The sequence below is a fragment of the Delftia deserti genome (assembly GCF_042653485.1).
Taxonomy (GTDB): Bacteria; Pseudomonadota; Gammaproteobacteria; order Burkholderiales; family Burkholderiaceae_C; genus Comamonas; species Comamonas acidovorans.
Genome location: NZ_JBHSIH010000001.1, coordinates 119,820 through 144,683, shown reverse-complemented (window position 1 = coordinate 144,683; position 24,864 = coordinate 119,820). Strand labels below are relative to the sequence as shown.

The 24,864-nt window shown below is 66.3% G+C and carries 20 protein-coding genes and 1 pseudogene; 9 read left to right on the top strand and 12 right to left on the bottom strand.

Annotation, left to right across the window (positions count from 1 at the left end):
- Positions 1-9: 9 nt before the first annotated feature.
- Entirely contained in the window at positions 10-495 is a 486-nt protein-coding gene (locus tag ACFPFG_RS00675; RefSeq protein ID WP_312376583.1) for a rod shape-determining protein, read from the top strand.
- 95 nt (positions 496-590) lie between these two features.
- On the opposite strand, the gene ACFPFG_RS00670 is transcribed toward ACFPFG_RS00675, so the two are convergent.
- The 8 genes from ACFPFG_RS00670 to ACFPFG_RS00635 all read right to left on the bottom strand — a co-directional run bounded on the left by ACFPFG_RS00670 (position 591) and on the right by ACFPFG_RS00635 (position 11,638).
- Positions 591-2,588 (bottom strand): TonB-dependent receptor domain-containing protein, encoded by a 1,998-nt coding sequence (locus ACFPFG_RS00670; protein WP_380104403.1) that lies wholly within the window; start codon positions 2,586-2,588, stop codon positions 591-593.
- 331 nt (positions 2,589-2,919) lie between these two features.
- On the bottom strand, positions 2,920-4,368 hold the full coding sequence (cycA, locus tag ACFPFG_RS00665) for a D-serine/D-alanine/glycine transporter (RefSeq protein ID WP_380104401.1): 1,449 nt from the start codon (positions 4,366-4,368) through the stop codon (positions 2,920-2,922).
- Positions 4,369-4,622: 254 nt separating this feature from the next.
- Positions 4,623-5,033 carry a polyhydroxyalkanoate granule-associated phasin gene (locus ACFPFG_RS00660; RefSeq protein ID WP_065345843.1) on the bottom strand — a complete coding sequence of 137 codons (411 nt, stop codon included), beginning with the start codon at positions 5,031-5,033 and terminating at the stop codon, positions 4,623-4,625.
- Between the two features lie 82 nt (positions 5,034-5,115).
- Positions 5,116-6,207 (bottom strand): MBL fold metallo-hydrolase, encoded by a 1,092-nt coding sequence (locus ACFPFG_RS00655; protein ID WP_380104399.1) that lies wholly within the window; start codon positions 6,205-6,207, stop codon positions 5,116-5,118.
- A gap of 168 nt (positions 6,208-6,375) precedes the next feature.
- Positions 6,376-8,010: a DHA2 family efflux MFS transporter permease subunit gene (locus ACFPFG_RS00650; protein WP_380104397.1), complete on the bottom strand. Its 1,635-nt coding sequence runs from the start codon at positions 8,008-8,010 to the stop codon at positions 6,376-6,378.
- Positions 8,011-8,055: 45 nt separating this feature from the next.
- Entirely contained in the window at positions 8,056-9,417 is a 1,362-nt protein-coding gene (locus tag ACFPFG_RS00645) for an HlyD/EmrA/EmrK family protein (protein ID WP_013802447.1), read from the bottom strand.
- A 132-nt stretch (positions 9,418-9,549) separates the two neighbouring features.
- Positions 9,550-11,025: an efflux transporter outer membrane subunit gene (locus ACFPFG_RS00640; protein WP_197956274.1), complete on the bottom strand. Its 1,476-nt coding sequence runs from the start codon at positions 11,023-11,025 to the stop codon at positions 9,550-9,552.
- A 76-nt stretch (positions 11,026-11,101) separates the two neighbouring features.
- Entirely contained in the window at positions 11,102-11,638 is a 537-nt protein-coding gene (locus ACFPFG_RS00635) for a MarR family winged helix-turn-helix transcriptional regulator (RefSeq protein ID WP_043791990.1), read from the bottom strand.
- A 271-nt stretch (positions 11,639-11,909) separates the two neighbouring features.
- On the opposite strand from ACFPFG_RS00635, the pseudogene ACFPFG_RS00630 reads away from it, so the two are divergent.
- Positions 11,910-12,026, top strand: a pseudogene (locus tag ACFPFG_RS00630) (IS5/IS1182 family transposase); the annotation flags it as partial.
- Positions 12,027-12,330: 304 nt separating this feature from the next.
- On the opposite strand, the gene ACFPFG_RS00625 reads toward ACFPFG_RS00630, so the two are convergent.
- Positions 12,331-12,801: a macro domain-containing protein gene (locus ACFPFG_RS00625; RefSeq protein ID WP_183018044.1), complete on the bottom strand. Its 471-nt coding sequence runs from the start codon at positions 12,799-12,801 to the stop codon at positions 12,331-12,333.
- A 68-nt stretch (positions 12,802-12,869) separates the two neighbouring features.
- Positions 12,870-13,175: a DUF4148 domain-containing protein gene (locus ACFPFG_RS00620; protein ID WP_183018045.1), complete on the bottom strand. Its 306-nt coding sequence runs from the start codon at positions 13,173-13,175 to the stop codon at positions 12,870-12,872.
- A gap of 309 nt (positions 13,176-13,484) precedes the next feature.
- On the opposite strand from ACFPFG_RS00620, the gene ACFPFG_RS00615 reads away from it, so the two are divergent.
- The 4 genes from ACFPFG_RS00615 to ACFPFG_RS00600 all read left to right on the top strand — a co-directional run bounded on the left by ACFPFG_RS00615 (position 13,485) and on the right by ACFPFG_RS00600 (position 16,812).
- Complete coding sequence (locus ACFPFG_RS00615) at positions 13,485-14,222, top strand: AzlC family ABC transporter permease (protein WP_183018046.1); 738 nt, start codon at positions 13,485-13,487, stop codon at positions 14,220-14,222.
- Positions 14,223-14,225: 3 nt separating this feature from the next.
- Positions 14,226-14,522 (top strand): AzlD family protein, encoded by a 297-nt coding sequence (locus tag ACFPFG_RS00610; protein WP_183018047.1) that lies wholly within the window; start codon positions 14,226-14,228, stop codon positions 14,520-14,522.
- A gap of 63 nt (positions 14,523-14,585) precedes the next feature.
- Complete coding sequence (locus ACFPFG_RS00605) at positions 14,586-14,930, top strand: FlxA-like family protein (protein WP_183018048.1); 345 nt, start codon at positions 14,586-14,588, stop codon at positions 14,928-14,930.
- Between the two features lie 280 nt (positions 14,931-15,210).
- Complete coding sequence (locus ACFPFG_RS00600) at positions 15,211-16,812, top strand: methyl-accepting chemotaxis protein (RefSeq protein ID WP_183018049.1); 1,602 nt, start codon at positions 15,211-15,213, stop codon at positions 16,810-16,812.
- Here ACFPFG_RS00600 and ACFPFG_RS00595 read toward each other — a convergent pair.
- Positions 16,754-18,895: an AMP-dependent synthetase/ligase gene (locus tag ACFPFG_RS00595; RefSeq protein ID WP_380104393.1), complete on the bottom strand. Its 2,142-nt coding sequence runs from the start codon at positions 18,893-18,895 to the stop codon at positions 16,754-16,756. The genes ACFPFG_RS00600 and ACFPFG_RS00595 overlap by 59 nt on opposite strands.
- 276 nt (positions 18,896-19,171) lie before the next feature.
- Positions 19,172-19,807, bottom strand: a complete 636-nt coding sequence (locus ACFPFG_RS00590; RefSeq protein WP_183018051.1) for a GntR family transcriptional regulator — start codon at positions 19,805-19,807, stop codon at positions 19,172-19,174.
- Positions 19,808-19,921: 114 nt separating this feature from the next.
- On the opposite strand from ACFPFG_RS00590, the gene scpA reads away from it, so the two are divergent.
- Genes scpA through ACFPFG_RS00575 form a run of 3 tightly spaced genes read left to right on the top strand, consistent with a single transcriptional unit; the run spans position 19,922 to position 24,759 of the window.
- Positions 19,922-22,099, top strand: a complete 2,178-nt coding sequence (scpA, locus tag ACFPFG_RS00585) for a methylmalonyl-CoA mutase (RefSeq protein ID WP_380104390.1) — start codon at positions 19,922-19,924, stop codon at positions 22,097-22,099.
- Between the two features lie 9 nt (positions 22,100-22,108).
- A complete protein-coding gene (gene meaB / locus ACFPFG_RS00580; protein ID WP_197956270.1) occupies positions 22,109-23,170 on the top strand; it encodes a methylmalonyl Co-A mutase-associated GTPase MeaB in 1,062 nt (353 codons plus the stop codon).
- Positions 23,171-23,226: 56 nt separating this feature from the next.
- Complete coding sequence (locus ACFPFG_RS00575; protein WP_183018053.1) at positions 23,227-24,759, top strand: acyl-CoA carboxylase subunit beta; 1,533 nt, start codon at positions 23,227-23,229, stop codon at positions 24,757-24,759.
- The last annotated feature ends 105 nt before the right edge of the window (positions 24,760-24,864 follow it).

Here is a 24,864-nt window from a genome sequence, read left to right as displayed (position 1 = left end):
TGGATATCCATGCTCTCTGCCTTCATATCACTCATCTACGTACAGATTTCTCCCGAGCGCCTGACGCTGAAGGATCCGAAGACCGGGCAGACCCTGTCGGAGGTTCCCGAGCTGGCCCTGAGTCCGCCGCCCCGGCGCCGGATTCTCGCGGCCGGCCCGCAGGCCAGGCTCGCGGCTGCATCGGAGCCTGCCGAACTCGTCAATCCCTTCGCCCACCCGCGTTCGCTGATATCGGACTTCATCCTGGCCGAGCAGCTTCTGAAGTACCAGCTCAGGCGCATGCATCGGCGTGCCTGGCTGGCGGCCTCCCCGCACATCGTCATCCATCCGCTGGGCGACCCCGAGGGCGGATTCACCCAGGTGGAACTGAGGGCCTTGCGCGAGCTGGCCAACGCGGCCGGCGCCTCGAAGGTGAATGTCTGGACAGGCCGACCCTTGACAGACGAGGAATTGCTGACGCGCAAGCCCCCTACGCAGGGCGGTGTCTGGGAGTGAGGCTTTGCTCTTCGCCATGAAAAAAGCGCCCGTCACAACGGGCGCTTTGTCTGGGTCAGCGCAAGCGCCGGCAACGGGCCATCAGGACCGCGCCATCAGAACCGCGCCGTCATCCCTACGAAGTAGGTACGGCCGCCGTTGTCGTAGTTGGCGCCGATGGTGCGGGTTTCCTTGTCGGCGAGGTTGATGATGCCGGCGCGCAGGGTCAGGGTGTCGGTCACGTTGTAGTTCATGGACACGTCAAAGGTCGTATAGGCCTTGGCGAAGGTGGTGGCCGTGCCCGTGGTCACGACTTCCTTGCCCACGTGGCGGGCGCTGAACATGGCGGACCAGCCCTGGCGGATCTGCCACTGCAGCGACGAGTAGATGGACAGCTCGGGCACGGCCAGCAGCGAGGCGCCCGTGCTCAGGTTCTTGGATTCGAACATCTTGGTGATGTTGGTGTTCCAGGTCAGGCCCTTGGCCAGGGGAACATTCACGAAGCCTTCCAGGCCGCGCGTGCGGGCACGCTGGGCGTTGGCCATGCGGGTCCACCAGAAGCCGTTGTAGAAGCCCAGCGGCTGGTAGTCGATCTTGTTCTTGAAGTTGGTGTGGAAGTAGGTGACACCCAGCGCCCAGCCATTGCGGTCCCAGCTGGTGCCCAGCTCGAAGTTGGTGCTGGTCTCGGGCTGCAGGTCGGGGTTGCCGGCCATGTAGCAGCCGCGCGTGCCGTCGGCGTTGACGCTGGTGTTGGTCCAGCCCATGCCGGCCAGGCTGCGGCAGCCGTTGCCCCCGGATTGCGTGGCGGCGCTGGCCGAGTTTTCCTTCAGATTGGGCGCACGGAAGCCGCGCGAGACGCCGCCGCGAACCGTCCACTCCGAGGCCGGGTGGTAGACCAGGTAGGCGCGCGGGCTCCAGTTGTTGCCGTATTTCTGGTGGTGGTCCATGCGCAGGCCCAGCGTCAGCGCCAGGTTCTCTCGCAGGAAGATCTGGTCCTCGCCGAACAGTGCCCAGGTGGTGGCGCTCAGGCCCGATCCCGAGACCGGGCGCCCCGCGTAGTCGATGGGCGCCAGGCCGATGGTGTCGCGGTTGTCCAGCGACTCGCGGCGCCACTGCATGCCCAGCGTCATGGCCTGGTCCAGGCCCCACAGCTTCAACGGCTTGTCGATGCGGCCGTCCAGCGTGGTTTCCTTGGAGTTGTTGCCGATGGTGTCGCCCTTGTCCTCGTACTTGTTGTGCACGAGGTTGAGCTTGGAGGTCAGGTCGCCCCAGCGGCCGTCATGGCTGAGGCCGAACTTGGTCTGCTCCAGCTTGCTCAGGCCCCAGGGATAGACCACCTGGTCGCCCGACGCCGTGCGCGCGTCGGATCCCGTGGCGCGCTGGATGCCTTGCGCGGCCTCGATGCCGATCACCTGGTCGGGTGTGAGCTGCCAGTTGAGCAGGGCGTTGAGGTTTTGCTTGCGCGAGCCGGCCGTCGATTGGTAGGTGCCCGGGAAGCCGCCCGTGCTCTCGTCGGCTGCGCGGTCCGTGTAGTTGCCGCCCAGGCGCAGGCCGAACTTGTCGGACAGCGGACCGCTGATGTTGAAGCCCAGCTGGCGCGTGTCGCCGCGGTCGCCGTCGGAGGGCTTGCTGTAGTTCAGCGTCGTCGAGCCGCTCCAGCGCTTGCCGATCTTGCGCGTGATGATGTTGATCACGCCGCCCATGGCGTCCGAGCCGTACAGCGAGGACATGGGGCCGCGCACCACCTCGATGCGCTCGATCATCTCAGGCGAGATCCAGTCCAGATCCTGCGAGCCCAGGTCGTCGCGGTAGTTGATGCCGGCCGAGTTGCCCTGGCGCTTGCCGTCCACCAGGATCAGCGTGTACTTCTCGGGCAGGCCGCGCAGCTTGATCTTGGACTGGGCGCCCGTGCCGGACAGGCCGCCGGTCACGCCGGGAATGGTGGACAGCAGCTCGCCGATGCTGGTGACGGGCTTGCGCTCGATGTCCTCGCGGGTGATCACGCTGATGCTGGCCGGCGCTTCCTTGATGTCCACGGCCGTGCCCGAGGCGGTCACCACCACGGTGGACAGGGACGTGTCGGCCTTGTTGTCGGCTGACTGGGCATGGGCCATGGCTGTGCATGCCAGGGCGGCGCAAAGAGGAAGCGGGCGGAGCACCGAGATTCTGACCATCTTTGTAAAGTTCCGGTTTGGTTAAAAATCAAGGTGCGAATGATAACGATTTGTATCCACATCTTTTTGTTGGCGTAAAGACAGTTGTTTTTTTGTTCACTCGTTATCTAACTGCTGGACAGGCCAAAGATGCTGTGCACAAGTTTGGTGCGCATCAAGAGGGGCAGCGGAGTCGCTGAAGGAGTCGCTGAAGGGGGCGCAGAGGGAGCGCGGGCGCCAAAGGCACCCTGCAATGGCCGCCCCCATGCGCAGGGGGGCGGCCGGGAGAGGGTCAGCGCGGTTCGGCTGCCGTGCCCGCAAGGGCGGTGGAGCGCTCCGCCGACTGGCGCGATGCCTGGCGGCGCACGAACTGGTAGGCGATGGCCAGCAGGGCAAACCAGGCCGGCGTCACCACCAGCGCCTGGCGCGTGTCGGCCTGCAGGGTGAGCAGGCCCAGGATGGCGGCAAAGAACACCAGGCAGGCCCAGCACATGGCCACGCCGCCGGGCATCTTGTAGCGCGAAGCCTCATGCAGGGCCGCGCGCTGGCGCCGGTAGGCGATATAGGACAGCAGGATCAGCGACCACACGAACATGAACAGGATGGCCGATACCGTGGTCACCAGCGTGAAGGCCTCCACCAGATCGGGCACCACCCACATCAGAAACGCGCCGGCCAGCAGGCAGGTGCATGAAAACAGCAGCCCGCGCGAGGGCACGCTGCTGCGCGACAGCCGGTGGAAGGCCTTGGGTGCATCGCCCTTGATCGCCAGGCCGTAGAGCATGCGGCTGGTGGAGAACACACCGCTGTTGGCCGACGAGGCGGCCGAGGTCAGCACCACGAAATTGATCACGCCCGCGGCCGCCGGCAGGCCCGCCAGCACGAACAGCTCCACGAACGGGCTCTTGCCCGGCACCACATCGCGCCAGGGCGTGACGGCCATGATGGCGATCAGGGCCAGCACGTAGAACACGATGATGCGCACGGGAATGGAGTTGATGGCGCGCGGCAGCGTGCGCTCGGGGTCCTTGGCCTCGGCCGCCGTGGTGCCCACCAGCTCGATGCCCACGAAGGCGAACACCGCGATCTGGAAGCCCGCGAAGAAACCCATCATTCCGTTGGGGAACATGCCGCCGTCATTCCAGAGGTTGGACAGGCTGGCCGCACGCCCCGCAGGCGAGACGAAGGCGGCACCCACCATGTACAGCCCCGTGCCCACCAGGGCCACGATGGCCACGATCTTGATCATGGCGAACCAGAACTCGATCTCGCCGAACAGCTTCACCGTCAGCAGGTTCAGGCTCAGCAGCAGGCCCACGCAGGCGATGGCCGGTGCCCACTGCGGCAGGTCCGGGAACCAGAACTGGGAGTAGGCCGATATGGCAATCACATCGGCAATGCCCGTGACGATCCAGCAGAACCAGTAGGTCCAGCCCGTGAAGAACCCGGCCCAGGGGCCGAGCAGGTCGGACGAGAAGTCGATGAAGGAGCGGTACTGCAGGTTGGACAGCAGCAGCTCGCCCATGGCCCGCATCACGAAGAACAGCATCACGCCGATGATGGTGTAGACAAAGATGATGGACGGGCCGGCCAGGCTGATGGTCTTGCCCGAGCCCATGAACAGGCCCGTGCCTATGGCCCCGCCGATGGCGATGAGCTGGATATGGCGGTTGGTGAGATTGCGCTGCAGGTCGTCTTGACCGTGCAGGCCATGGCCGGCTGGCGGGGCCTTGTGTGTCATCAGAGAACTCCGGGAAGACTGGCAAAGCGATGGCAGAAAGGAGGAATCCGCCTGCCGCGGCCGTGTTTTCAGTCTCTGCATGGAGTCCATGCCTGGAAATGCGGCAGCGCAGCAAAACGGAACGAAGGTCGCGAGGATACCCGAACCTCGCCCCCGCATCGGCCCTGCCGCGTGGCCGCGCTCCGGTGAATGGAGCGGGCTTGATATGGGTGGATCAGCCGCGTTGGGCAGCGATCAGTCGCACTTGGCCGTGCTCAGCCACGCGCCAGGCGCTTGGCATTGGCCACCGCCGTGCGGTGCACGGGGGCCAGGCCCTTGCCCACCACGCCCCACATGGCGTTTTGCCATTGCGAAGCCTGCGATGCCAGGGCACCGCCGTTCCAGGTGGAGGTGCTCCAGGGGGTCCAGCACATGCGCATCCAGGCCTGCATCAGGGCCTGGCTGGCGACCATGGACTGCATGCCCATAGCCGCCCAGGATTGCTGGAAGGCTGTCTGTTTCTCGGACACCATGCGTGTGAATTCACGCCGGTCCCGCGCGGAGGGATTGGCGCCTGCCATGGCCATGCGGGTGAGGCGATGGGCCACGACCTGGGGCGCTGCGACGGCCAGGTCGGTGGCCTGGCGGGCGACCAGGGCGGCCCGGGGATTTTTGCGATTTGCCATGTGCACTCCTGAAGCTGGATCCACTTTATCCAGATGGATGCCGGCCCGCGTAGGCCGATGACGCAATGCAGCAAAAACGGATTTATCGCGGCTGCGCCTGTGGCGCTGATGCGGCTGCGTCCTGCACGGCATGGGGCACCAGGGCGCGCCACCAACGCTCGCCTGCATGGGGGGCGGCCAGGTCCACGCGCTCGCCCATCATGGGGGTGGCCACGGCAATGCCGTGCTCGGCACCCAGCGCCAGCACGCGCTCGAAGGGGTCCCACCAGGCATGCATGGCCAGGCTGAAGGTGCCGTTGTGAATGGGCAGCAGCCAGCGTCCGCCCAGGTCGCGGTGGGCCTGCACGGTCTGGGCCGGGTGCATGTGCACATACGGCCAGTGCGGATCGTAGGCGCCGGTTTCCATCAGCGTGAGGTCGAAGGGGCCGAAGCGCCGGCCGATTTCCGCAAAGCCGTCGAAGTAGCCGCCGTCGCCGCTGAAGAAGACACGCAGCGTGTCGGCGCTTGCCAGGTCCTCGATGACCCAGGAAGCCCACAGCGTGCGGTTGCCGTCGCGCAGGCCCCGGCCCGAGAAATGCTGGGCCGGCGTGGCCGTGAAGCGCAGGCCGTCCACCTGCACGTCCTGCCACCAGTCGAACTGGCGCACCTTCTCGGGGTCCACGCCCCAGGCCATGAGCCGGTCGCCCACGCCCAGCGTGCACAGGAAGAAGTCGACCCGGGGCGCCAGGGCGCGGATGGTGGCACGGTCCAGATGGTCGTAGTGGTCGTGCGAGAGCACCACGCCGCGCAGCGCGGGCAGTTCATGCAGGGCGATGGGCGGCGCATGAAAGCGCTTGGGGCCGATGAAGGAAAAGGGTGAGGCGCGCTCGGCAAACACCGGGTCGGTGATCCACCAGCCGCCGCGCAGTTTCATCAGCAGCGTGGAGTGGCCCAGGCGGTACAGGCTGCGCTCGGGCGCGGCGGCCAGGTCGGTGGGGGTGAGCCGCTGCACGGGCAGGGGCACCGCAGGCTCGGTGTCCTTGGGCTTGTTGAAGAAGAAGTCCCACATCACCTTGGCGTCGGGCTGGGGCGCGTTGGCGGGGCGGGGATGGACGTTGCGAAAGCGCCCGCCCGCCGACTGGGGTGATTGGGCGTAGTCGGCAATCGGGGCGCGGAAGATGCGGGGTGTTTTCACGGTGCTCCGTCGGTGTTCAGGCCGCCGCCATCATGGAACCGGTGGCGCAGCCCTGTCGAGATGGTGGTCTTGGCGGTCCCATTCAAGGCGCCTTGCGTGTCGTCATGTAAACAAAAAAGGAGCTGCCCCTGCAGGCAGCTCCTTGTCGTGATGGCCGCAAGCTGGGCCTCAATGGGCGCCGGCCGCCTCGGCACCACCGGCATGGCCCGCAGGGCGCCGCGTCATCCAGATCAGCACGATCAGCACCAGGAACAGCACGGACGACGCCAGGAAGATGTCGTCCGCCGCCCGCGTATAGGCCTGCTGGTCGATGAGGCGGTTGATCTGGGCCAGCGCCTGCGCTTGGCTCAGGCCTGCGGCCTGCAGCCCCTGCAGGGTGACGCCGAACACGCCCTGGCCCTGGACCAGCCCTTCGGTCAGATGGGCGTGGTGCAGCGCGGCGCGGTTTTCCCAGAGCGTGGTGGCGATGGAGGTGCCCATGGCACCCGCCGTGATGCGCACGAAGTTGCTCAGGCCGGCGGCGGCCGGGATACGGTCCGGCGAGATGCCCGACAGCGTGATCGTCGTCAGCGGGATGAAGAAGAACGCCATGGCCCCGCCCTGGATCAGCGTGGGCACCAGGATGTGCATGAAGTCCGTCTCCACCGTGAAGCGCGAGCGCATCCACAGCACCAGGGCGAACACGACGAAGGCGCCCGTGGCCATCTTGCGCGGGTCCCACTGCGTGACCTTGCGGCCCACCAGCGGCGTCAGGATGATGGCGAAGATGCCCACCGGCGCCAGCGCCATGCCGGCCGTGGTGGAGGTGTAGCCCATCCACTGCTGCAGCCACAGCGGCAGCAGCACCACGTTGCCGAAGAACAGGCCGTAGGCAATCGACAGCGCCACCGAGCCTGCCGCGAAATTGCGGCGCATGAACAGGCGCAGGTCCACCACCGGGTGCGCATCCGTCAGCTCCCAGACCAGGAAGACCACGAAGCTCACGATGGCCAGCACGCACAGCGTGATGATCTCGCCCGAGGCGAACCAGTCCAGCTCCTTGCCCTTGTCCAGCATCAGCTGCAGCGCGCCCACCCACAGCACCAGCAGGGCCAGGCCCACGGAGTCGATGGGCAGCTTGCGCGTGGGGGTCTCGCGGCTGCGGTAGATGCTCCAGGTCATCAGGGCCGACAGCAGGCCCACGGGCACGTTGATGTAGAAGATCCAGGGCCAGGAGATGTTGTCCGTGATCCAGCCCCCCAGCAGCGGGCCGACCACGGGCGCCACCAGGGTGGTCATTCCCCACAGCGCCAGGGCCACCCCGGCCTTGGCTGGCGGATAGCTGGACAGCAGCAGCGTCTGCGACAGAGGGATCATGGGTCCGGCGACCAGCCCCTGGAGCACGCGGAACAGCACCAGCATCTCCAGCGACGAGGCAAAGCCGCACAGCCAGGAGGTCAGCACGAACAGCAGCACGCTCATGGTGAACAGGCGCACGGCGCCGAAGCGCTGGGTGAGCCAGCCCGTGAGCGGCACCGAGATGGCATTGGCCACGCCAAAGCTGGTGATCACCCAGGTGCCCTGGCTGGGGCTGACGCCCACGTCGCCCGAGATCGCCGGAATGGCGACGTTGGCAATGGACGAGTCCAGCACGTTCATGAAGGTGGCCAGCGACAGGGCCAGCGTGCCCAGGGCCAGCTGGGCGCCCTTGAGCGGTGCGGGCCGTGCGGGCATGGCCGGCGGTGCCGAGGGTGGCGCGGCAGGCGGCACGGTCGGGCCACCCGGCTGCGCCGGCTCCGGCACGGCGGTGGTAGAGGAAGTCATAGGCAGTCCGCGTAGGTTCTGGGAAGGCGGGGAAGCGATGCCTGCTTACTTGGACTGCGTGGCCTGCGCATCAACCGGCGCGGAGGCCACTGCGGCTGGCGCCTTGCCCTGTGCCCTGTCTTGCGCATCGGCCATGGCAACGGGCGGCAGCTCGGGCAACTGCTTGAGCGGCGCCACGTTCTGGCCTGCCACGATGTGGGCGATGCGCTCCTCCGCCTGCGGCAACGCCATGTCGTAGATGGAGGTCTGGGCCACGGGGGCATTGCGCGTGGCGGTTGCCAGCACTTCACCCTGCTGGTCGCGCACGTCCACCTTGGCCTCCATCGACAGGCCCACGCGCAGCGGGTGCTGGGCCAGGTCTTCCGGCGACAGGGCAATGCGTACGGGCACGCGCTGCACCACCTTGATCCAGTTGCCGGTGGCGTTCTGCGCGGGCAGCAGCGAGAAGGCCGCGCCCGTGCCTGCGCCCATGCCCACCACGGTGCCGTGGTAGCTGATCTTGTCGCCGTACACATCGGCCGTCAGCTCGGTCTTCTGGCCTATGCGCAGCTGGGCCAGCTGGCTTTCCTTGAAGTTGGCATCCACCCAGAGGTTGTGCAGGCCCACCACCGTCATCAGCGGCGCGCCCGAGGCCACGCGCTGGCCCAGTTGCACGCCGCGCTTGGCCACATAGCCTTCCACGGGCGAGACCAGGCGCGTGCGCTGCAGCGCCAGATAGGCCTCGCGCACCTTGGCCGATGCGGCGATCACGCTGGGGTGCTCTTCGGCGCTGCTGCCCTTGGTCTGGGCTTCGGCAGCGGTCAGCTGCGCCTTGGCTGCGCGCACGGCGGCTTCTGCTGCAGAGGCGGCATTGCCTGCCGTGCGGGCCAGGGACTGGGCGTGGTCGAACTCCTCCTTGCCCACGGCGCCCGTGGCCAGCAGCGGGCGGCGGCGGTCCACGTCCTCGCGGGCGCGGGCGGCGTCGGCCTGCAGCCGGGCCAGGTCGGCCTCGCGCTGGGCCACCTGGGCGACCAGGGGCGCATTGTTGGCGTACAGGGTGCGAACCTGGCGCACGGTCTGGGCCAGTTGCGACTCGGCCTGGGACAGGGCGACCAGGGCATCGGCCGAGTCCAGCTGCACCAGCAACTGGCCGGGCTTGACGTAGTCGGTGTCGTCGGCGCCGATGCTGATCACCGTGCCGCCGATCTGCGGCGTGATCTGCACCACGTTGCCCGCCACATAGGCGTTGTCCGTGGTCTGGTAGTTGCGGGCCACCATCCAGTGCCAGCCGCCCCAGGCGACGGCGGCCACCGCGACGGCGGCGGCGATGAGGGTCAGGCCCTTGCGGCGGCCCTGCGGATTGGCCACGGGCGAGGCTGCGGCCGGTGCGGCGGCAGGGCTGGGTGCTTGCTTGTTGGTGTCGGTCATGGTGTACGGCGCTTTGTTATCTGTGAATGTGGTTGTGCGGCCGGGGCAGGGAGCTGGCGGTCTGTCACGCTGGCTGGCGGTCTGCCCGGTGGAGGGTCAAGAGTGCGGTGGATTCCTGTGCGGGTTGCGATCTCAGTGCTGGCTGACCTGCACGGCAGCCGTGCCATCGGTCCAGCCGCCGCCCAGCGCCTTCATCAGCGACACGCGCGTGTCCAGCGCGCGGGCGCGCAGGTCCACGTCCAGGCGGCGCTGGGTGATCACCTGGGTTTCGGTGTTCAGCACCGTCACCTGGCTGGCCAGGCCCGCCTTGTAGCGCTGCACGGCAAAGTCGTAGGCGCGTTCGGCCTTCTCCAGCGACTCGGCCTGCAGCTGCTGTTGGCGCACCAGCGATTGCACGGAAGTGATGGCGTCGCCCGCTTCCTTGACCGCATCGAGCACCACGCCGTTGTACTGGGCGATGGCGGTGTCCAGGTCGGCCTGCGTGCCGCGCAACTGGGCGCGCAGGCGCTTGCCGTCGAACAGGGGCAGGCGCAGCGCGGGCGTGATGCCCATCTGGCGCGAGCTGCCCTTGAACAGGTTGTCCAGGCCGATGGCATTGAGGCCGATGAAGGCCGTGAGATTGATATCGGGGTAGAAATCCGCCCGCGCGCTCTCTATGCCCTGCGTTGCCGACTCCACGCGCCAGCGCGCGGCCACCACATCGGGGCGGCGGCCCAGCAGATCGGCACCCAACTGGCCGGGCATGGCCTGGATCTGCAGCGCGGCCAGACGGGGCGACAGCTGCAGCTGCGCCTCGGGCGCCTGCCCGCAGAGCACGGCGATGGTGCGGCGCGCCAGCGTGATCTGCTCGTCCAGCATCTCGATCTGGGTGCCGGCATCGGGCAGGCCGGCCTGGGCCTGGGTCAGCTCCACCTGGCTGTCCAGCCCGGCGCGCGTGCGCTGCTGGCTCAGGTCCAGCAGCGACTGGCGCTGGGTCAGCGTGCGGCCAGCCACATCCTTTTGGGCAATCAGGCGAGCCAGCGCCACATAGCTGCGCGCCACCTGGGCGGCGAGCTGGTTGGCGGCGGCGGCGCTGTCGGCCTGGGCGGCACGGGCCTGGCCCAGGGCAGCCTGCAGGTCGGCGGCATGGCGGCCAAAGAAATCCGGTGTCCAGCTCAGGCCGGCCTGCAGGTTGCCGGTGTTGTAGGTATGGCCTGCAATGGGTGCGGGCACCAGGCCATTGGCGCTGTAGTGCTGGCGCGTGGCATCGACGCCGAGCGTGCCGCGCACATCGGTGGCCGTGCTGGTGGCCGTGGCCAGGGCGGCGGCCTTGTCGAAGCGGGCGCGGCTCATGGCCAGGCTGGGGCTGCCCTGCAGCGCCTGGGCGATCAGGCCGTCCAGCTGGGCATCACCCAGGGACTTCCACCAATCGGCGGCGGGCAGGCTGGTGTTGGCGCCTGTCTCGGACTGGGCCGTCAGACCCAGGTCGGCGGCGCCCAGCCGGGCCAGCGGCTCATGGGCCGGGCCCTGGGAAGCACAACCGGCCAGGGCCAGCGCGGCGCACAGGGTAGCCGCTGCGGCGGCCACGCGGCGGGGCGCGGCGGACACGGAAACAAAGGATTTGGGCATGGTGGTCTGCCTGTTGGGGGTCAAGAATCAGGAAATAGCAAATCGGAAACCGGGGCGGAAAAGGGGGCTGGCGCTGTCAGCCGACGGGCGTGGCAGGCGCAGGGGCCGGCGGCGCAGCTTCCGGCGCGCGCATCGCATCGCCGTTGGCCAGCAGGCGGCGCAACATGTCCAGCAGCTGGCGCGACTCGTCATGGCTGAAGCCGGCCATATGGGCATTCATCACGCTGGACAGCACCTGCGGCACCTTGGCCGCCATGGCGCGGCCTTCATCGGTCAGCACCAGCTTGACCACGCGCCGGTCCACCGTGGAGCGCTCGCGCCGCAGCATGCCCTTGGACTCCAGCCGGTCCAGCGCCCGCGTGATGGAGGCCGGATCCAGCCCCAGGTCACGTGCCATGCCGGCATTCGTGGCGTCGCTGCACAGCAGCAGCTTGTACAGCGGCAGCCACTGCACATAGGTCAACTCATGCTCGGCCAGTTGCGCATCGGCCTGCTGGAGGATGGAGCTGAGCACCTTGCGCATGAGGAACCCCACGCTCTCGAAGGGCGTGTAGCTGCCTGGGCTGTAGAAGTCCGAGGGCTGCAGGCCGTTGGGCAGGGGTGGCTGGGTCATGGTGTCTGCGGGTGAAATAGTTGACTGCGCAATGATTGTCGAGGCAATTATTGCAGAAACATGGGTTGGATGCGTGGCATACAGGTAGCATGGTCAGGACAAGGGTTTTCAAGGTCGCCGGAACTCTTGATTGCTTTGGACGAGCTTGCAAGGAGTGTTCTCCTTGGCGTTGTTGCATAAGTCGGCCGAGACAGTGGTGCCCCCCGGGTTCTTGGTAGGCTTGGGCCATGAGCAGGCCTGCACGGGCGAAGTACCGCACGACGAACGACCGGGGGAGCGGGTGATGGCGCGCGACTTCGACCGGCAGGTCACGGAACTGCAGGTGCGAGCCTCCATCCTCAACAGGTTCACCAGCCTGGGCACGCCCCGAACCCTGCGCGTGGCTTAATTCCGTCTGGGGCAAGGGGAAGCTCGACCTCAGATCGGGTTATGCAACAGCGCCGTTCAAAACTATCAATGAAGACTTGCTGTTGGTAAGCCAGCCTATATGCCAGTCACACCGACTACTTGAACACGCGACAGCACCTGACCAACCAGCAGGGGCAGGTGGCCTGGCAGTGGTTGATCTCGGGGTTCGGGGATGTGCGTCCCTCCCCGGGCGACCGTGGCTACGGCCGGACGGTGAGCGGCCCCAGCTATGCGCAGGCGGTGAAGTTCGACCTGCGGTATCCGAGCTTTGACCGTTACAACAACTATCGTGCCTTGCCAAAAACGACCAGCACAACCGCTGCCTTCGTTTCGACTTGGGCAATGGTGTTCTCCATGATGCGGATGGCAGTGTCTTCATTGAAGCCTCCAGATCCGCAACCGATGAGGGGAAAGGCTACGGATTTGAAGCCGTGATCGTTGACGAGTTGAAGGGCCGACTGTGTGGACTTCTCAATGGAGAGTTGTGACGCCCTCCAAAGAAGATTGATACCCGCCACATGGATGATGCCTTTGAAGGGCAGTCTGCCGGCAGATGTCAGGACGGCATCGCCCAGAGGAATGGGGCCGGCCCGCGCAACTTCCAGGAATGGCTGCAGTCCACCCTTGCGCTTGATTGCGCCGGACACGCCTTGGGGGATCAACAGCCACCAGGGAATGATGTTTCTATTCCATGAGTTGACGATGACTTCAACGTCCTGGTCCAGAAGGTCGCCTTTGACTATGCGGATGTTCATGGGGTGAGGGGCTATGCCCGTAGGTGCGGAAATTGCACAGTATCTCGCGCCTCGCGTCACCCCAACGCTCACTTGTCTTGAGCCACCGCATGCCCCTTCTCCAGCCTTGCCACGGCCTCAGGGTAGGCAGGGCTGGCGCGCAGTTGCTGGTAGCGCTCCAGGCCGCGCTGGTATTCGGTGGAGCGGACGTCGATCTCGCGGTCCGAGACATAGGTGAGTCCGGCGCGGTGCCACATTTCCAGGTCGGCCAGCACCTGGGCGCGGCTGAGGTCGGTGGGGGCAGCGGTGGAGGAGGGCGCGGCGTCCTGGGCGAGGGCGGTGCCGGCCAGGCCCAGGCTGAGGGCAGTCAGGGCGATGAAGCGGGAAGTGCGCATGGGGAACCTTTCAGGTGAAGCGAAGTGATGAGGGCTTCATGGTCCCGCCGCCGCCCTGGCCGGCACAGCCGTTTGCGACGCACTGCAGCATGGCGGGAGCCAATGGCTGTCGGCTTTCGTGAAATGCCTGGGGTGCAAGCGCGGCCATCTGCGGAGCGCCGCCAGCCATGGAAATGGGTTGAGCGGCATGTGTGCGGCAGATTGTTCTGGGTTTCTCTCACAGATCGGCATGAACAGCCGTGAAATGGCTGGTGAAGGCATGAATCGGCAGCAAATTCCAGCTGCACAGGCAGACAATCGCCGCTCTCCATGAACTCATCCATCCCACTTTCCCCCGCTGCCGTTTCGGCAGATTCCGTCTCCCGCAGTTCCGAGGCCCTGCGCGGCTTCAGGGACGCGATTCCCGTGATGCTGGGCTTTGTGCCCTTTGCCCTGGTGCTGGGTGCGCAGGCCGTGCAGAAAGGGCTGGCTCCGCTGGAGGTTCCTCTGATGACCGGCATGAACTTCGGCGGCGGCTCGGAGTTCACGGCCATACGGCTGTGGACGTCGCCGCCGCATGTGCTGCTGATCGTCGCAATGTCCTTCCTGGTCAATTGCCGGCACATCCTGATGGGCGCGGCGCTGGCGCCCTATCTGCGCCATCTGCCCAGGCGCCGTGCGCTGCCGGCACTGTTCTTCATGTGCGACGAAAGCTGGGCACTGGCCCTGGCGGACGCGCAGCGCAGTGCCGCCCGGCGTGTGAGCCTGCCTTACTACATGGGCGTGTCGGCAGGCCTGTACATGGCCTGGGTGTCGTGCACGGCGGCCGGTGCGTTTCTGGGACCGCGCATTGGCGACCTGGAGCAATATGGGTTCGACATGGCGTTCACCGCCGTGTTTCTGGTGCTGCTGCGTGGCATGTGGAAGGGGATTCGGCCCTGCCGCCCCTGGCTGGTGAGCCTTGTGACGGCGGCCCTGGTCTACAAGCTGGTGCCTGGCGCCTGGTATGTGGCGGCCGGCGCCGTTTCGGGCCTGATCTGCGCGGCCTTGCTGGCACCCAGGAGCTGAGCGATGGAAGCCACAACCTTGCTGACGCTGGTGCTCATGGCGTGCAGCACTTATTTCACGCGGGTGATCGGCTACCTGCTGCTGCGCGGGCGCACGCTGAGCCCGCGCATGCAGTACGTGATGGAAAGCCTGCCGGGCTGCGTGCTGATCTCGGTGATTGCCCCGGCGTTTGTGTCCGAGCGTCCTGCGGATCTGCTGGCCCTGGGGGTGACGATGGTGGCGGCGAGCCGGCTGCCCATCCTTCCCACGGTGCTGATCGGCATTGGATCGGCGGCAGCGCTGCGGCATTGGCTGGGGTGACTGCGGGCGGGGCGGGGTATTTTGGGGCCTTCAGTTCGCGCGCCAGTGGTCGATGTACGGGGCATGCAAGTCTCATCCTCCACATCGGCTTCCGCCTCGGGAGCCGCTTCATCGTCCGGCGGCAATGACATCGCTGCGTTGCAGCGCAAGCTCAAGGAACTGCAGCAGGCGCTCAAGGAAGTGTCTTCCGAGAACATCGACGCCAAGGCCAAGCAGACGAAGGCCAAGCTGCTGCAGTCGCAGATCATGATGGTGCAAAGCCAGATCGAGGCGCTGATGCGCGCCAGGCAGCAGGCCCAGATCGACAAGCAGCGAGAGCAGCAGCAGGCGGCCGAAGCCAAGTCGCAGTCCCAGCCGAAGAGCAACAAGGCGCCCGGACCGGGTGGCGTGGTCAACGTCTACGTCTGAATGGAAATGGCACGTGCTTCACGGGCCATTTTTTTGATGATCTTGATGTAACTTACATGTGCGGATTTGCTACGCTTTGGATGGGTTGGCTTGGCAACGGGGCTGAGGGCAGAGGCTGGGCATCCGCACTGTGGCGGGTGTCTTTACACATCTCCCGGGACTTATTGAGTTTTGTCTCTCAAGTAACCGGCCGCCGCTACCGATAAGGCTGCTAATGTGACTGCCTGGATGCGATAGCGATGGCCTATACCGACGGCAGCACTGGGCCAGAGGTTCTGCGATGAAAAAACTCAGCGATGTGCGTATCGGTACCCGGCTTACTGCCGTCTTTCTTGTCCTGCTGGTCTGCCTGATGGCCGTGGGGGGCGTTGGCGCAAGGGCGCTGGGCCATGTGTTCTCGGGCACGGAGACCCTGTACCAGGACCGTGTGGTTCCACTCAAGCAGCTCAAGCAGATTGCGGATGCCTATGCCGTCAACGTCATAGACACGGTCAACAAGGCGAATGCGGGCCTGATCACGGCGCAGGAGGCATCGGCCAGCATCTCGGGCACGCTGCCCGTGATCGAGGCCGCCTGGCGCAGCTACTCGTCCACCCAGCTCACAGCGCAGGAGGCCGTGCTGGCCAAGCAGGCCCAGGCACTGTTCGCGCCTGCCAACCAGAGCATCGACAAACTGCTGCAGCGCCTCAAGCAGCTGGACGGCAAGAAGGCCGGCAGCCTGGATGAGTTCGACGGTGCGCTGTATGCCAGCATCGACCCCATCAGCGCCAAGATCGGCGAGCTGGTCGAGCTGCAGCTCAAGGCGTCCGAGGATGTATTTGCAGACTCCAGGCAGGTCCTTGGGCAGTCGCAGATGCTGATCTACGGCTTTGTGGCGGCCGCTGTCATCCTGGCCGTGGCGCTGGGCTATGCGGTCACGCGCTCCATCACCCTTCCCTTGAAGTCTGCGGTGGAAGTGGCCCGGCACATCGAGCAGGGCGACCTGGCTTCCGAGATCCAGGCCGCAGGGCGTGATGAGGTCGGCGATCTGCTGCGCTCCATGAGCGCCATGCGCGAGTCGCTGGCAAACATCGTTGGCGATGTGCGGCGCGGGGTGGAGTCGGTGACCACGGCGTCCAGCCAGATTGCTGCCGGCAACCAGGATTTGAGCAGCCGCACCGAGCACCAGGCCTCCAGCCTGCAGGAAACGGCGGCGTCCATGGAGCAACTGGCCGGCAACGTGGGCCAGAGTTCCGAGAACGCGCGGCAGGCCAGTGCCCTGGCCGTGCGTGCCAAGGAGGTGGCCGGTGTGGGCGGCGGCGCGGTCGCCAGGGTCATCGGCACCATGGACGAAATCTCTGCCAGCAGCGCAAAGATTGCCGAGATCACGGGCGTGATCGACTCCATCGCCTTCCAGACCAATATCCTGGCGCTCAATGCAGCGGTGGAGGCCGCGCGGGCAGGCGAGCAGGGCAGGGGCTTTGCCGTGGTGGCCGGGGAAGTGCGCTCCCTGGCCCAGCGCAGCGCCGCAGCGGCGCGGGAAATCAAGGCATTGATCACGGCATCCACTGACAAGGTGAGAACAGGCGGCAACCAGGTCCGGGAGGCCGGCAAGGCCATGGATGCCATTGAAGCCCAGGTGCGCGAGGTGGCGTCGCTGATCGAGGCCATCTCTGCCTCCAGCGTGGAGCAAAGCGGCGGCCTGGGGCAGATCAGCCAGGCCGTCTCCCAGATGGACCAGGTCACGCAGCAGAATGCCGCCCTGGTGGAAGAGTCGGCTGCCGCCGCGGCCAGCCTGGAACGGCAGGCGCGGGTGCTGGCACAGGCGGTGGCCACGTTCCAGATCAGCTCGGTGAAGGAGAACGGCATGCCGAGCCCCGGCCTGACATTGGCAGCCGCTTGAAGCAGACCCGGGAAGAGCGTGCGCAGAGCGCTCTTCCTTCCTTTTTGATCAATTCAATGTAACTTACATAAATTGAATTCATTTCAAGAATAGAAAAAGCCGCCGTTTCGAGCGGCGGCTGCTTGTCAGGAACAGGGGGGCAACCCGCGCTGTTGCGGCCTTGCCAGCGCTCGGCAGGCTTGGTGTACATGGCGGCGATCTGCGACTCGAACCGCGCCATCAGGTTGTTCCGCTTGAGCTTCAACGTAGGGGTCATCAGCCCGTTTTCTATGGTCCAGGGCTCCAGCTCCAGATGCACGGCGCGTGGCACGGCATAGCGGGCAAAGCTGGCCACCTGCTTTTCGATGCGGGCCAGTGCCTCGCGTTCGGCGGCGGAGTGGTTCAGGCTCTTGGGGTCTTCGGGATCCAGGCCCAGGCGCCGGGCCATGGCCTGCCATTCGCCGCGCTCGATCACAGCCACGGCGGCGATGAAAGGGCGGTCTTCGCCCACCACAAAGACCTGGGTGAAGAACGGGTCGCCGGTAATGGCCAGCTCCAGGTCGGCCGGTGGAATCTTTTCGCCGGTGGAGGTGACGATGATTTCCTTGATGCGTCCCTGTATGCGCACGCGCCCGTCCTCGATCACGGCCTGGTCGCCCGTGCGCAGCCAGCCGTCGTCGGTGAAGGTCTTGGCCGTGTCTTCGGGGCGCTCCCAATAGCCGCGCATCACGCAGGGGCCGCGCACCTGCAGCTCCCGGTTCTCGCCAATGCGCACGTCCACGCCGGGCAGGGCGCGGCCCACGGTGGCGGGGTGGTTGTCCTCCAGCGTGTTGGCACAGACCACGGGCGAGGTTTCCGTCATTCCATAGCCCTGGATCAGCGGCAGGCCCAGGCCCAGAAAACAGCGCGCAATCGTGGGTGACAGCGGCGCGCCGCCGCTGACGGCCACGCGCACGCGGCCACCGAACTGGGCCAGCAGCGGCTTGGCCACCAGGTGGTTGAGCACCGGCCAGGGCAGCCATTGCATCCAGCCCGGCACTTCGGGCTGGGGCGCTTGCGCATCGGCAATGCCTTGTGCTTCACAAAAGCGCTGCCAGCCCCTGGCCTGGGCCAGTTCGAAAAGTTGGGCCTTGAGCGGTGCACTGGCCAGCGTCTCCATGACCTTGGCGTGCACGCGCTCGTAGATGCGTGGCACGGACACCAGCACCGTGGGGCGCTGGGTCTTGAGATCCTCGGCCAGCTGGGCCACCGAGCGCGCATAGGCCACGCAGGCGCCCACGGCCAGCGCCAGGTAGTAGCCAGCCGTGCGCTCGAAGGTGTGCGACAGCGGCAGGAAGGAGAGGAAAACATCATCGCTGCGCGGCTGCAGCCGTTGCATCACCGCCTGCACGTTGGAGACCACGTTGCGGTGCGTGAGCATCACGCCCTTGGGCTTGCCCGTGGTGCCCGAGGTGTAGACGACGGCGGCCAGGTCCTCGGCAGACGGGGGCGGGGGCAGGGGGACTGCGCCGCCTTCAGCCAGCCATCGGGCCAGTGGCTGCACGGGGATCCGGCTCAGGGCATCCAGGACGGCGGCATCGCCTTCGGTTTCAGGCTCTGCGGCCCGGGAAGCCGGCTTGGCCGACGCCACGACCACCTTGCGCAGCGCAGGCAGGGCCTGGCCCGTGGCGCAGATCTTGTCCCAAGTGGATTGCTGTGCCACGAACAGCATGGACACCTGGGCGTTGGCCAGGATGTAGGCAATGCTGCCCGCGTTGTCTATGGCGTGCAGCGGCACGGGCACATGGCCGCAGCGCAGGCTGGCCAGGTCGATGGACATGGCGTCCAGCCCGTTGGGCAGCAAGATGGCGATGCGCGATCCTGCCGGCAGCTCCTGCGCGGCCAGCGCCTGCGCCCAGAGGGCCACACGCTCGCCGGCCTGTGCCCAGTTCAGCGTCTTCCAGCTGCGCACATTCTCGTCATAGGCCCGGTAGGCCTCGCCTGCAGGCGTCTGCTGCACGCGCAGGGCCAGCATTTCCACCAGGGTCGAGGCCGTGGCCATGGTGGCATCGGCTGGCAGGCTCATGGCCAGGGAAGGGGCGCGGGCTGGGTCTTGGATGCTCATGCGAGGAGGGTGCAGGCCGAAGTGGATGTAGCCGCTGATGATAGCCGGGGCTTTCCGCAGGCCCTGGCGTCAGCTTCGGATATGAGAGGGTGCGGCGCACGCGTTTATGCTGCACTGCAGCGTTTTCGTGTGTCCACTCTGAAACCAACCAGGAGCCGCATGTCTGCCTACGTCGCCACCGTTGCACACCGGGCCCGATTCCAGACGGGGCGGCCGCCTGCGCGACATGGCCGCGCCAGATGGTGCCGGCTGTGCAGTGGCGCCGAACGGCAGGCTTCAGGACGCCGCAGCCAGGCCGTTCTGGAAATGCTGACGCATGGCCTGGGCCGCTGCAGCGCCATCGCGGCGCAGCAGGGCCTGCATGACGGTCTCGTGCTCGGCCAGCGAATCCTCGATGCGGCCCTGCTTGAACAGCGACTTGTGCCGGTTGAGCTTCATCACCTTGCGCAGATCGGCCACCAGCTGGTTGCGCCAGCGGTTGTCGGCGATCTGCAGCAGCTGCATGTGAAAGCTCTCGTTGAGTTCGAAGAAGCGGTCTGCATCGCGCGTCTGCGCCTTGAGTTCCTCGTGGGTCTGCTGCAGGGCGGCAAGCTCTTCGTCGCTGCCCGAGTCGGCCACCACCTGCACGGCATCGGATTCCAGCAGGCTCAGCAGGTGGTAGACATCGGCAATGTCCTTGGACGACACCTCGGTCACATAGGCGCCGCGGCGCACCTTCATGGTGACCAGGCCCTCGGCGGCCAGCACCTTCAGGGCCTCGCGCAGCGGGGTGCGGCTGATGCCGTATTCCTCGGCAATCTTCAGTTCGTCGATCCAGTCACCGGGTGCCAGCTCATGCTCGAAGATGCGCAGGCGCAGCTTCTCGGCCACCTGTTCGTAGAGCGCACGGGGAGTGAGGGTGTTTGTCGACATGTGGCCCGGATTGTATCGGCAAAGATATTTTGAATGAATAATTATGAATGATGTAAACTGCGGCAGCTCTGGGGCATGCCCTCAAGGGCACCTGTCATTCACGAGCCTGAGAACATGAGACAAGACCATCCGACAGCGCAGAACGGCCAGGAATTCGCAACTGCCGACCTGCAGAAATGGGCCCAGGCGGCCGCCAAGGCCGCTCCCGGGGGCGACATCCAGGCACTGCACTGGACCACGCCCGACGGCATCGACGTCAAGCCGCTGTACACGGCTGCAGACACGGCCAACCTGCCCCATACGGATAGCCTGCCAGGCTTCGAGCCCTACATCCGCGGCCCGCAGGCCACCATGTACGCGGGCCGGCCCTGGACCATTCGCCAGTACGCGGGCTTTTCAACGGCCGAGGAGTCCAACGCCTTCTACCGCAAGGCGCTGGCCGCCGGCGGGCAGGGCGTGTCGGTGGCCTTCGACCTGGCCACGCACCGGGGCTACGACAGCGACCATCCGCGCGTCACGGGCGACGTGGGCAAGGCCGGCGTGGCCATCGATTCGGTCGAGGACATGAAGGTGCTGTTCGACCAGATCCCGCTGGACAAGATCAGCGTGTCCATGACCATGAACGGCGCCGTGCTGCCCGTGCTGGCCGGCTACGTGGTGGCGGCCGAGGAGCAGGGCGTGGCCCAGGACCAGCTGTCGGGGACCATACAGAACGACATCCTCAAGGAGTTCATGGTCCGCAACACCTATATCTACCCGCCCCAGCCGTCGATGCGCATCATCGGCGACATCATCGAGTACACGAGCAAGAACATGCCCAAGTTCAACTCGATCTCGATCTCGGGCTACCACATGCAGGAGGCGGGCGCCAACCAGGCGCTGGAACTGGCCTTCACGCTGGCCGACGGCAAGGAGTACGTCAAGACCGCCACGGCCAAGGGCATGGATGTGGACGATTTCGCGGGCCGGCTGTCCTTCTTCTGGGCCATCGGCATGAATTTCTACCTGGAGATCGCCAAGATGCGCGCGGCCCGCCTGCTGTGGTGCCGCATCATGAAGGGCTTCGGCGCCAAGAAGGCCAAGAGCCTGATGCTGCGCACGCACTGCCAGACTTCGGGCTGGTCGCTGACCGAGCAGGACCCCTACAACAACGTGGTGCGCACCACCATCGAGGCCATGGCCGCCGTCTTCGGCGGCACGCAGAGCCTGCACACCAACAGTTTCGACGAAGCCATTGCGCTGCCCACCGAGTTCTCGGCCCGCATTGCGCGCAACACGCAGCTGATCATCCAGGAAGAGACCCACATCACCAATGTGATCGACCCCTGGGCCGGCAGCTACATGATGGAAAAGCTGACCCAGGACATGGCCGACGCCGCCTGGAAGATCATCGAGGAGGTCGAGGCCATGGGCGGCATGACGGCCGCCGTGGATTCGGGCTGGGCCAAGCTCAAGATCGAGGCCGCCGCCGCCGAGAAGCAGGCGCGCATCGACTCGGGCAAGGACGTCATCGTCGGCGTCAACAAGTACAAGCTGGCCAAGGAAGACGCCATCGACATCCTCGAGGTGGACAACGTCAAGGTGCGCGACAGCCAGATCGCACGCCTGAACCAGATCAAGGCCAGCCGCGATGCGGCCGAGGTCGAGGCCGCCCTGCAGGCGCTGACCCAGGCCGCCGAAAGCGGCGAGGGCAACCTGCTGGACCTGGCCATCCAGGCCGTGCGCCTGCGCGCCACGGTGGGTGAGGTCTCGGATGCACTGGAGAAGGTTTTCGGGCGCCACCGCGCCGATACGCAGAAGGTGACCGGCGTGTATGCAGCAGCCTACGACTCGGCCGAGGGCTGGGAAAAGCTCAAGGGCGAGATCGATGCATCGTCCGAGCAACTGGGCCGCCGCCCGCGCGTGATGATCGCCAAGCTCGGCCAGGACGGCCATGACCGCGGCGCCAAGGTGGTGGCCACGGCCTTTGCCGACCTGGGCTTCGACGTGGACATGGGACCGCTGTTCCAGACGCCCGAGGAATGCGCGCGCCAGGCCATCGAGAACGACGTGCACGCCGTGGGCGTGTCCACGCTGGCAGCCGGCCACAAGACCCTGGTGCCGGCCATCATCGAGGAGCTGCGCCGCCAGGGCGCGGACGACATCATCGTCTTCGTGGGCGGCGTGATTCCCGCGCAGGACTACGACTTCCTCTACAACGCCGGCGTCAAGGGCGTCTATGGTCCGGGCACACCCATCCCCGCCAGCGCCAAGGATGTGCTCGAACAGATCCGCCAGGCCAACAGCCTCTGAGCCGCCGCAGTGACTCCCGAGCAAATGCAAGACGGCATCCTGAACGGCAACCCCGCCGTTCAGCGCCGGGCCATGGCCAAGGCCATCACCCTGCTGGAATCCACGCGCGCCGATCACCGTGCGGCGGCCGATGTGCTGCTCACGGCCCTGCTGCCGCATACGGGCGGGTCTTTCCGCCTGGGCATCAGCGGCGTGCCGGGCGTGGGCAAGAGCACCTTCATCGAGACGCTGGGCCTGTTCCTGATTGCGCGCGGCCTTCGCGTGGCGGTGCTGGCCATCGACCCCTCGTCCACCGTGTCGGGCGGCTCCATCCTCGGCGACAAGACGCGCATGGAGCATCTGTCCGTCCACCTGGATGCCTACATCCGCCCCAGCCCCAGCAGCGGCACCCTGGGCGGCGTGGCCGAGAAAACCCGCGAGGCCATGCTGGTCTGCGAGGCGGCTGGCTACGATGTGGTCATCGTCGAGACCGTGGGCGTGGGCCAGAGCGAGATCGCCGTGCAGGGCATGTGCGACATGTTCTGCCTGCTGCAGCTGCCCAATGCGGGCGACGACCTGCAGGCCATCAAGAAGGGCGTGATGGAGCTGGCCGACCTGGTCGTCATCAACAAGGCCGACATCGACCCGCATGCCGCCACGCGCGCACAGGCGCAGATCACCTCCAGCCTGCGCCTGCTGGGCATGCACGGCAACCCCGAGCATGCCCACCACGACGAACGCCTGTGGCAGCCCCAGGTCATCACCATCAGCGCGCTCAAGAAAGAGGGCGTTGACGGCTTCTGGAGCGCGGTGGAGGAATTCCGCCGCCTGCAGCAGGCCAACGGCCGCCTGGCGCTGCGCCGTGAACGCCAGGCACTGTCCTGGATGTGGGAGCGCATCGACTCCGGCCTCAAGCAGGCCTTCCGGCAGCATCCGCAGGTGCGGGCGCTGCTGCCCCAGCTGCAGGCCGACGTGGCAGCAGGGCGGATCGCGGCCAGCACGGCCGCCAGAACTCTGCTGCAGGCGCAGGCCGGGCCCGCGATGGCACCCGCTCCTGCACCGGCTGCAGCCCCCGCCGCAGCGCCGCAGTGACCGCAGACAAGACAACACCAGCAACCCGTATCGTTAGACGTTAGAGGAATCGCAGCATGCAAGACATCCTGGATCAACTGGAGACAAAGCGCGAACAGGCCCGCCTGGGGGGCGGCCAAAAGCGCATAGACGCACAGCACAAGAAGGGCAAGCTCACGGCGCGCGAGCGCATCGAGCTGCTGCTGGACGACGGCACCTTCGAGGAATGGGACATGTTCGTCGAGCACCGCTGCACCGACTTCGGCATGGAAGACAGCAAGATCCCCGGCGACGGCGTGGTCACCGGCTACGGCATGATCAACGGCCGCCTGGTCTTCGTCTTCAGCCAGGACTTCACCGTCTTCGGCGGCGCGCTGTCCGAGACCCATGCAGAGAAGATCTGCAAGATCATGGACCAGGCCATGAAGGTCGGCGCGCCCGTGATCGGCCTCAACGACTCGGGCGGCGCCCGCATCCAGGAGGGCGTGGCCTCCCTGGGCGGCTATGCCGACGTGTTCCAGAAGAACGTGCTGGCCAGCGGCGTGGTGCCGCAGATCTCCATGATCATGGGCCCCTGCGCGGGCGGCGCCGTGTACTCGCCGGCCATGACGGACTTCATCTTCATGGTCAAGGACAGCAGCTACATGTTCGTCACCGGCCCCGAAGTGGTGAAGACCGTGACGCACGAGGAAGTCACGGCCGAGGAGTTGGGCGGCGCCATCACCCACACCACGCGCAGCGGCGTGGCCGACATGGCCTTCGACAACGATGTGGAGGCGCTGATGATGCTGCGCCGCCTGTACAACTACCTGCCGCTGAACAACCGCGAGAAGGCGCCGGTGCGCTACACCTCGGACCCCGTGGACCGTGCCGACAGGTCGCTGGACACCCTGGTGCCCGACAACGCCAACAAGCCCTACGACATGAAGGAGCTGATCCTCAAGACCGTGGACGATGGCGACTTCTTCGAGCTGCAGCCCGACTACGCCAGGAACATCGTCACCGGCTTCGCGCGCATGGACGGGCAGACCGTGGGCATCGTCGCCAACCAGCCCCTGGTGCTGGCCGGCTGCCTGGACATCAAGAGCTCCATCAAGGCCGCGCGCTTCGTGCGTTTCTGCGATGCCTTCAACATCCCCGTGGTCACCTTCGTGGACGTGCCCGGCTTCATGCCCGGCACCAGCCAGGAGTACGGCGGCATCATCAAGCACGGCGCCAAGCTGCTGTATGCCTATGCCGAGGCCACGGTGCCGAAAATCACCGTCATCACGCGCAAGGCCTACGGCGGCGCCTATGACGTGATGGCCTCCAAGCACCTGCGCGGCGACGTCAACCTGGCCTGGCCCCATGCCGAGATCGCCGTGATGGGCGCCAAGGGCGCCGTGGAGATCATCTTCCGCGAGGACAAGAACGACCCCTCCAAGCTGGCCGCGCGCGAGGCCGAGTACAAGGCCCGTTTCGCCAACCCCTTCGTGGCAGGCGCGCGCGGTTTCATCGACGATGTGATCCAGCCGCATGAGACGCGCAAGCGCATCTGCCGCTCGCTGCAGATGCTCAAGAACAAGCAGCTGGAAAATCCGTGGCGCAAGCATGGAAACATTCCCTTGTGAAACACCCCCTGAGCGGCTACGCCGCTTCCCCCTCTCTAACTCGCTTCGCGAGGGAGGGGGACGACACCCTCGGTGCGGGGCGGCGCGGCCGGCCTAGTCCCTTCC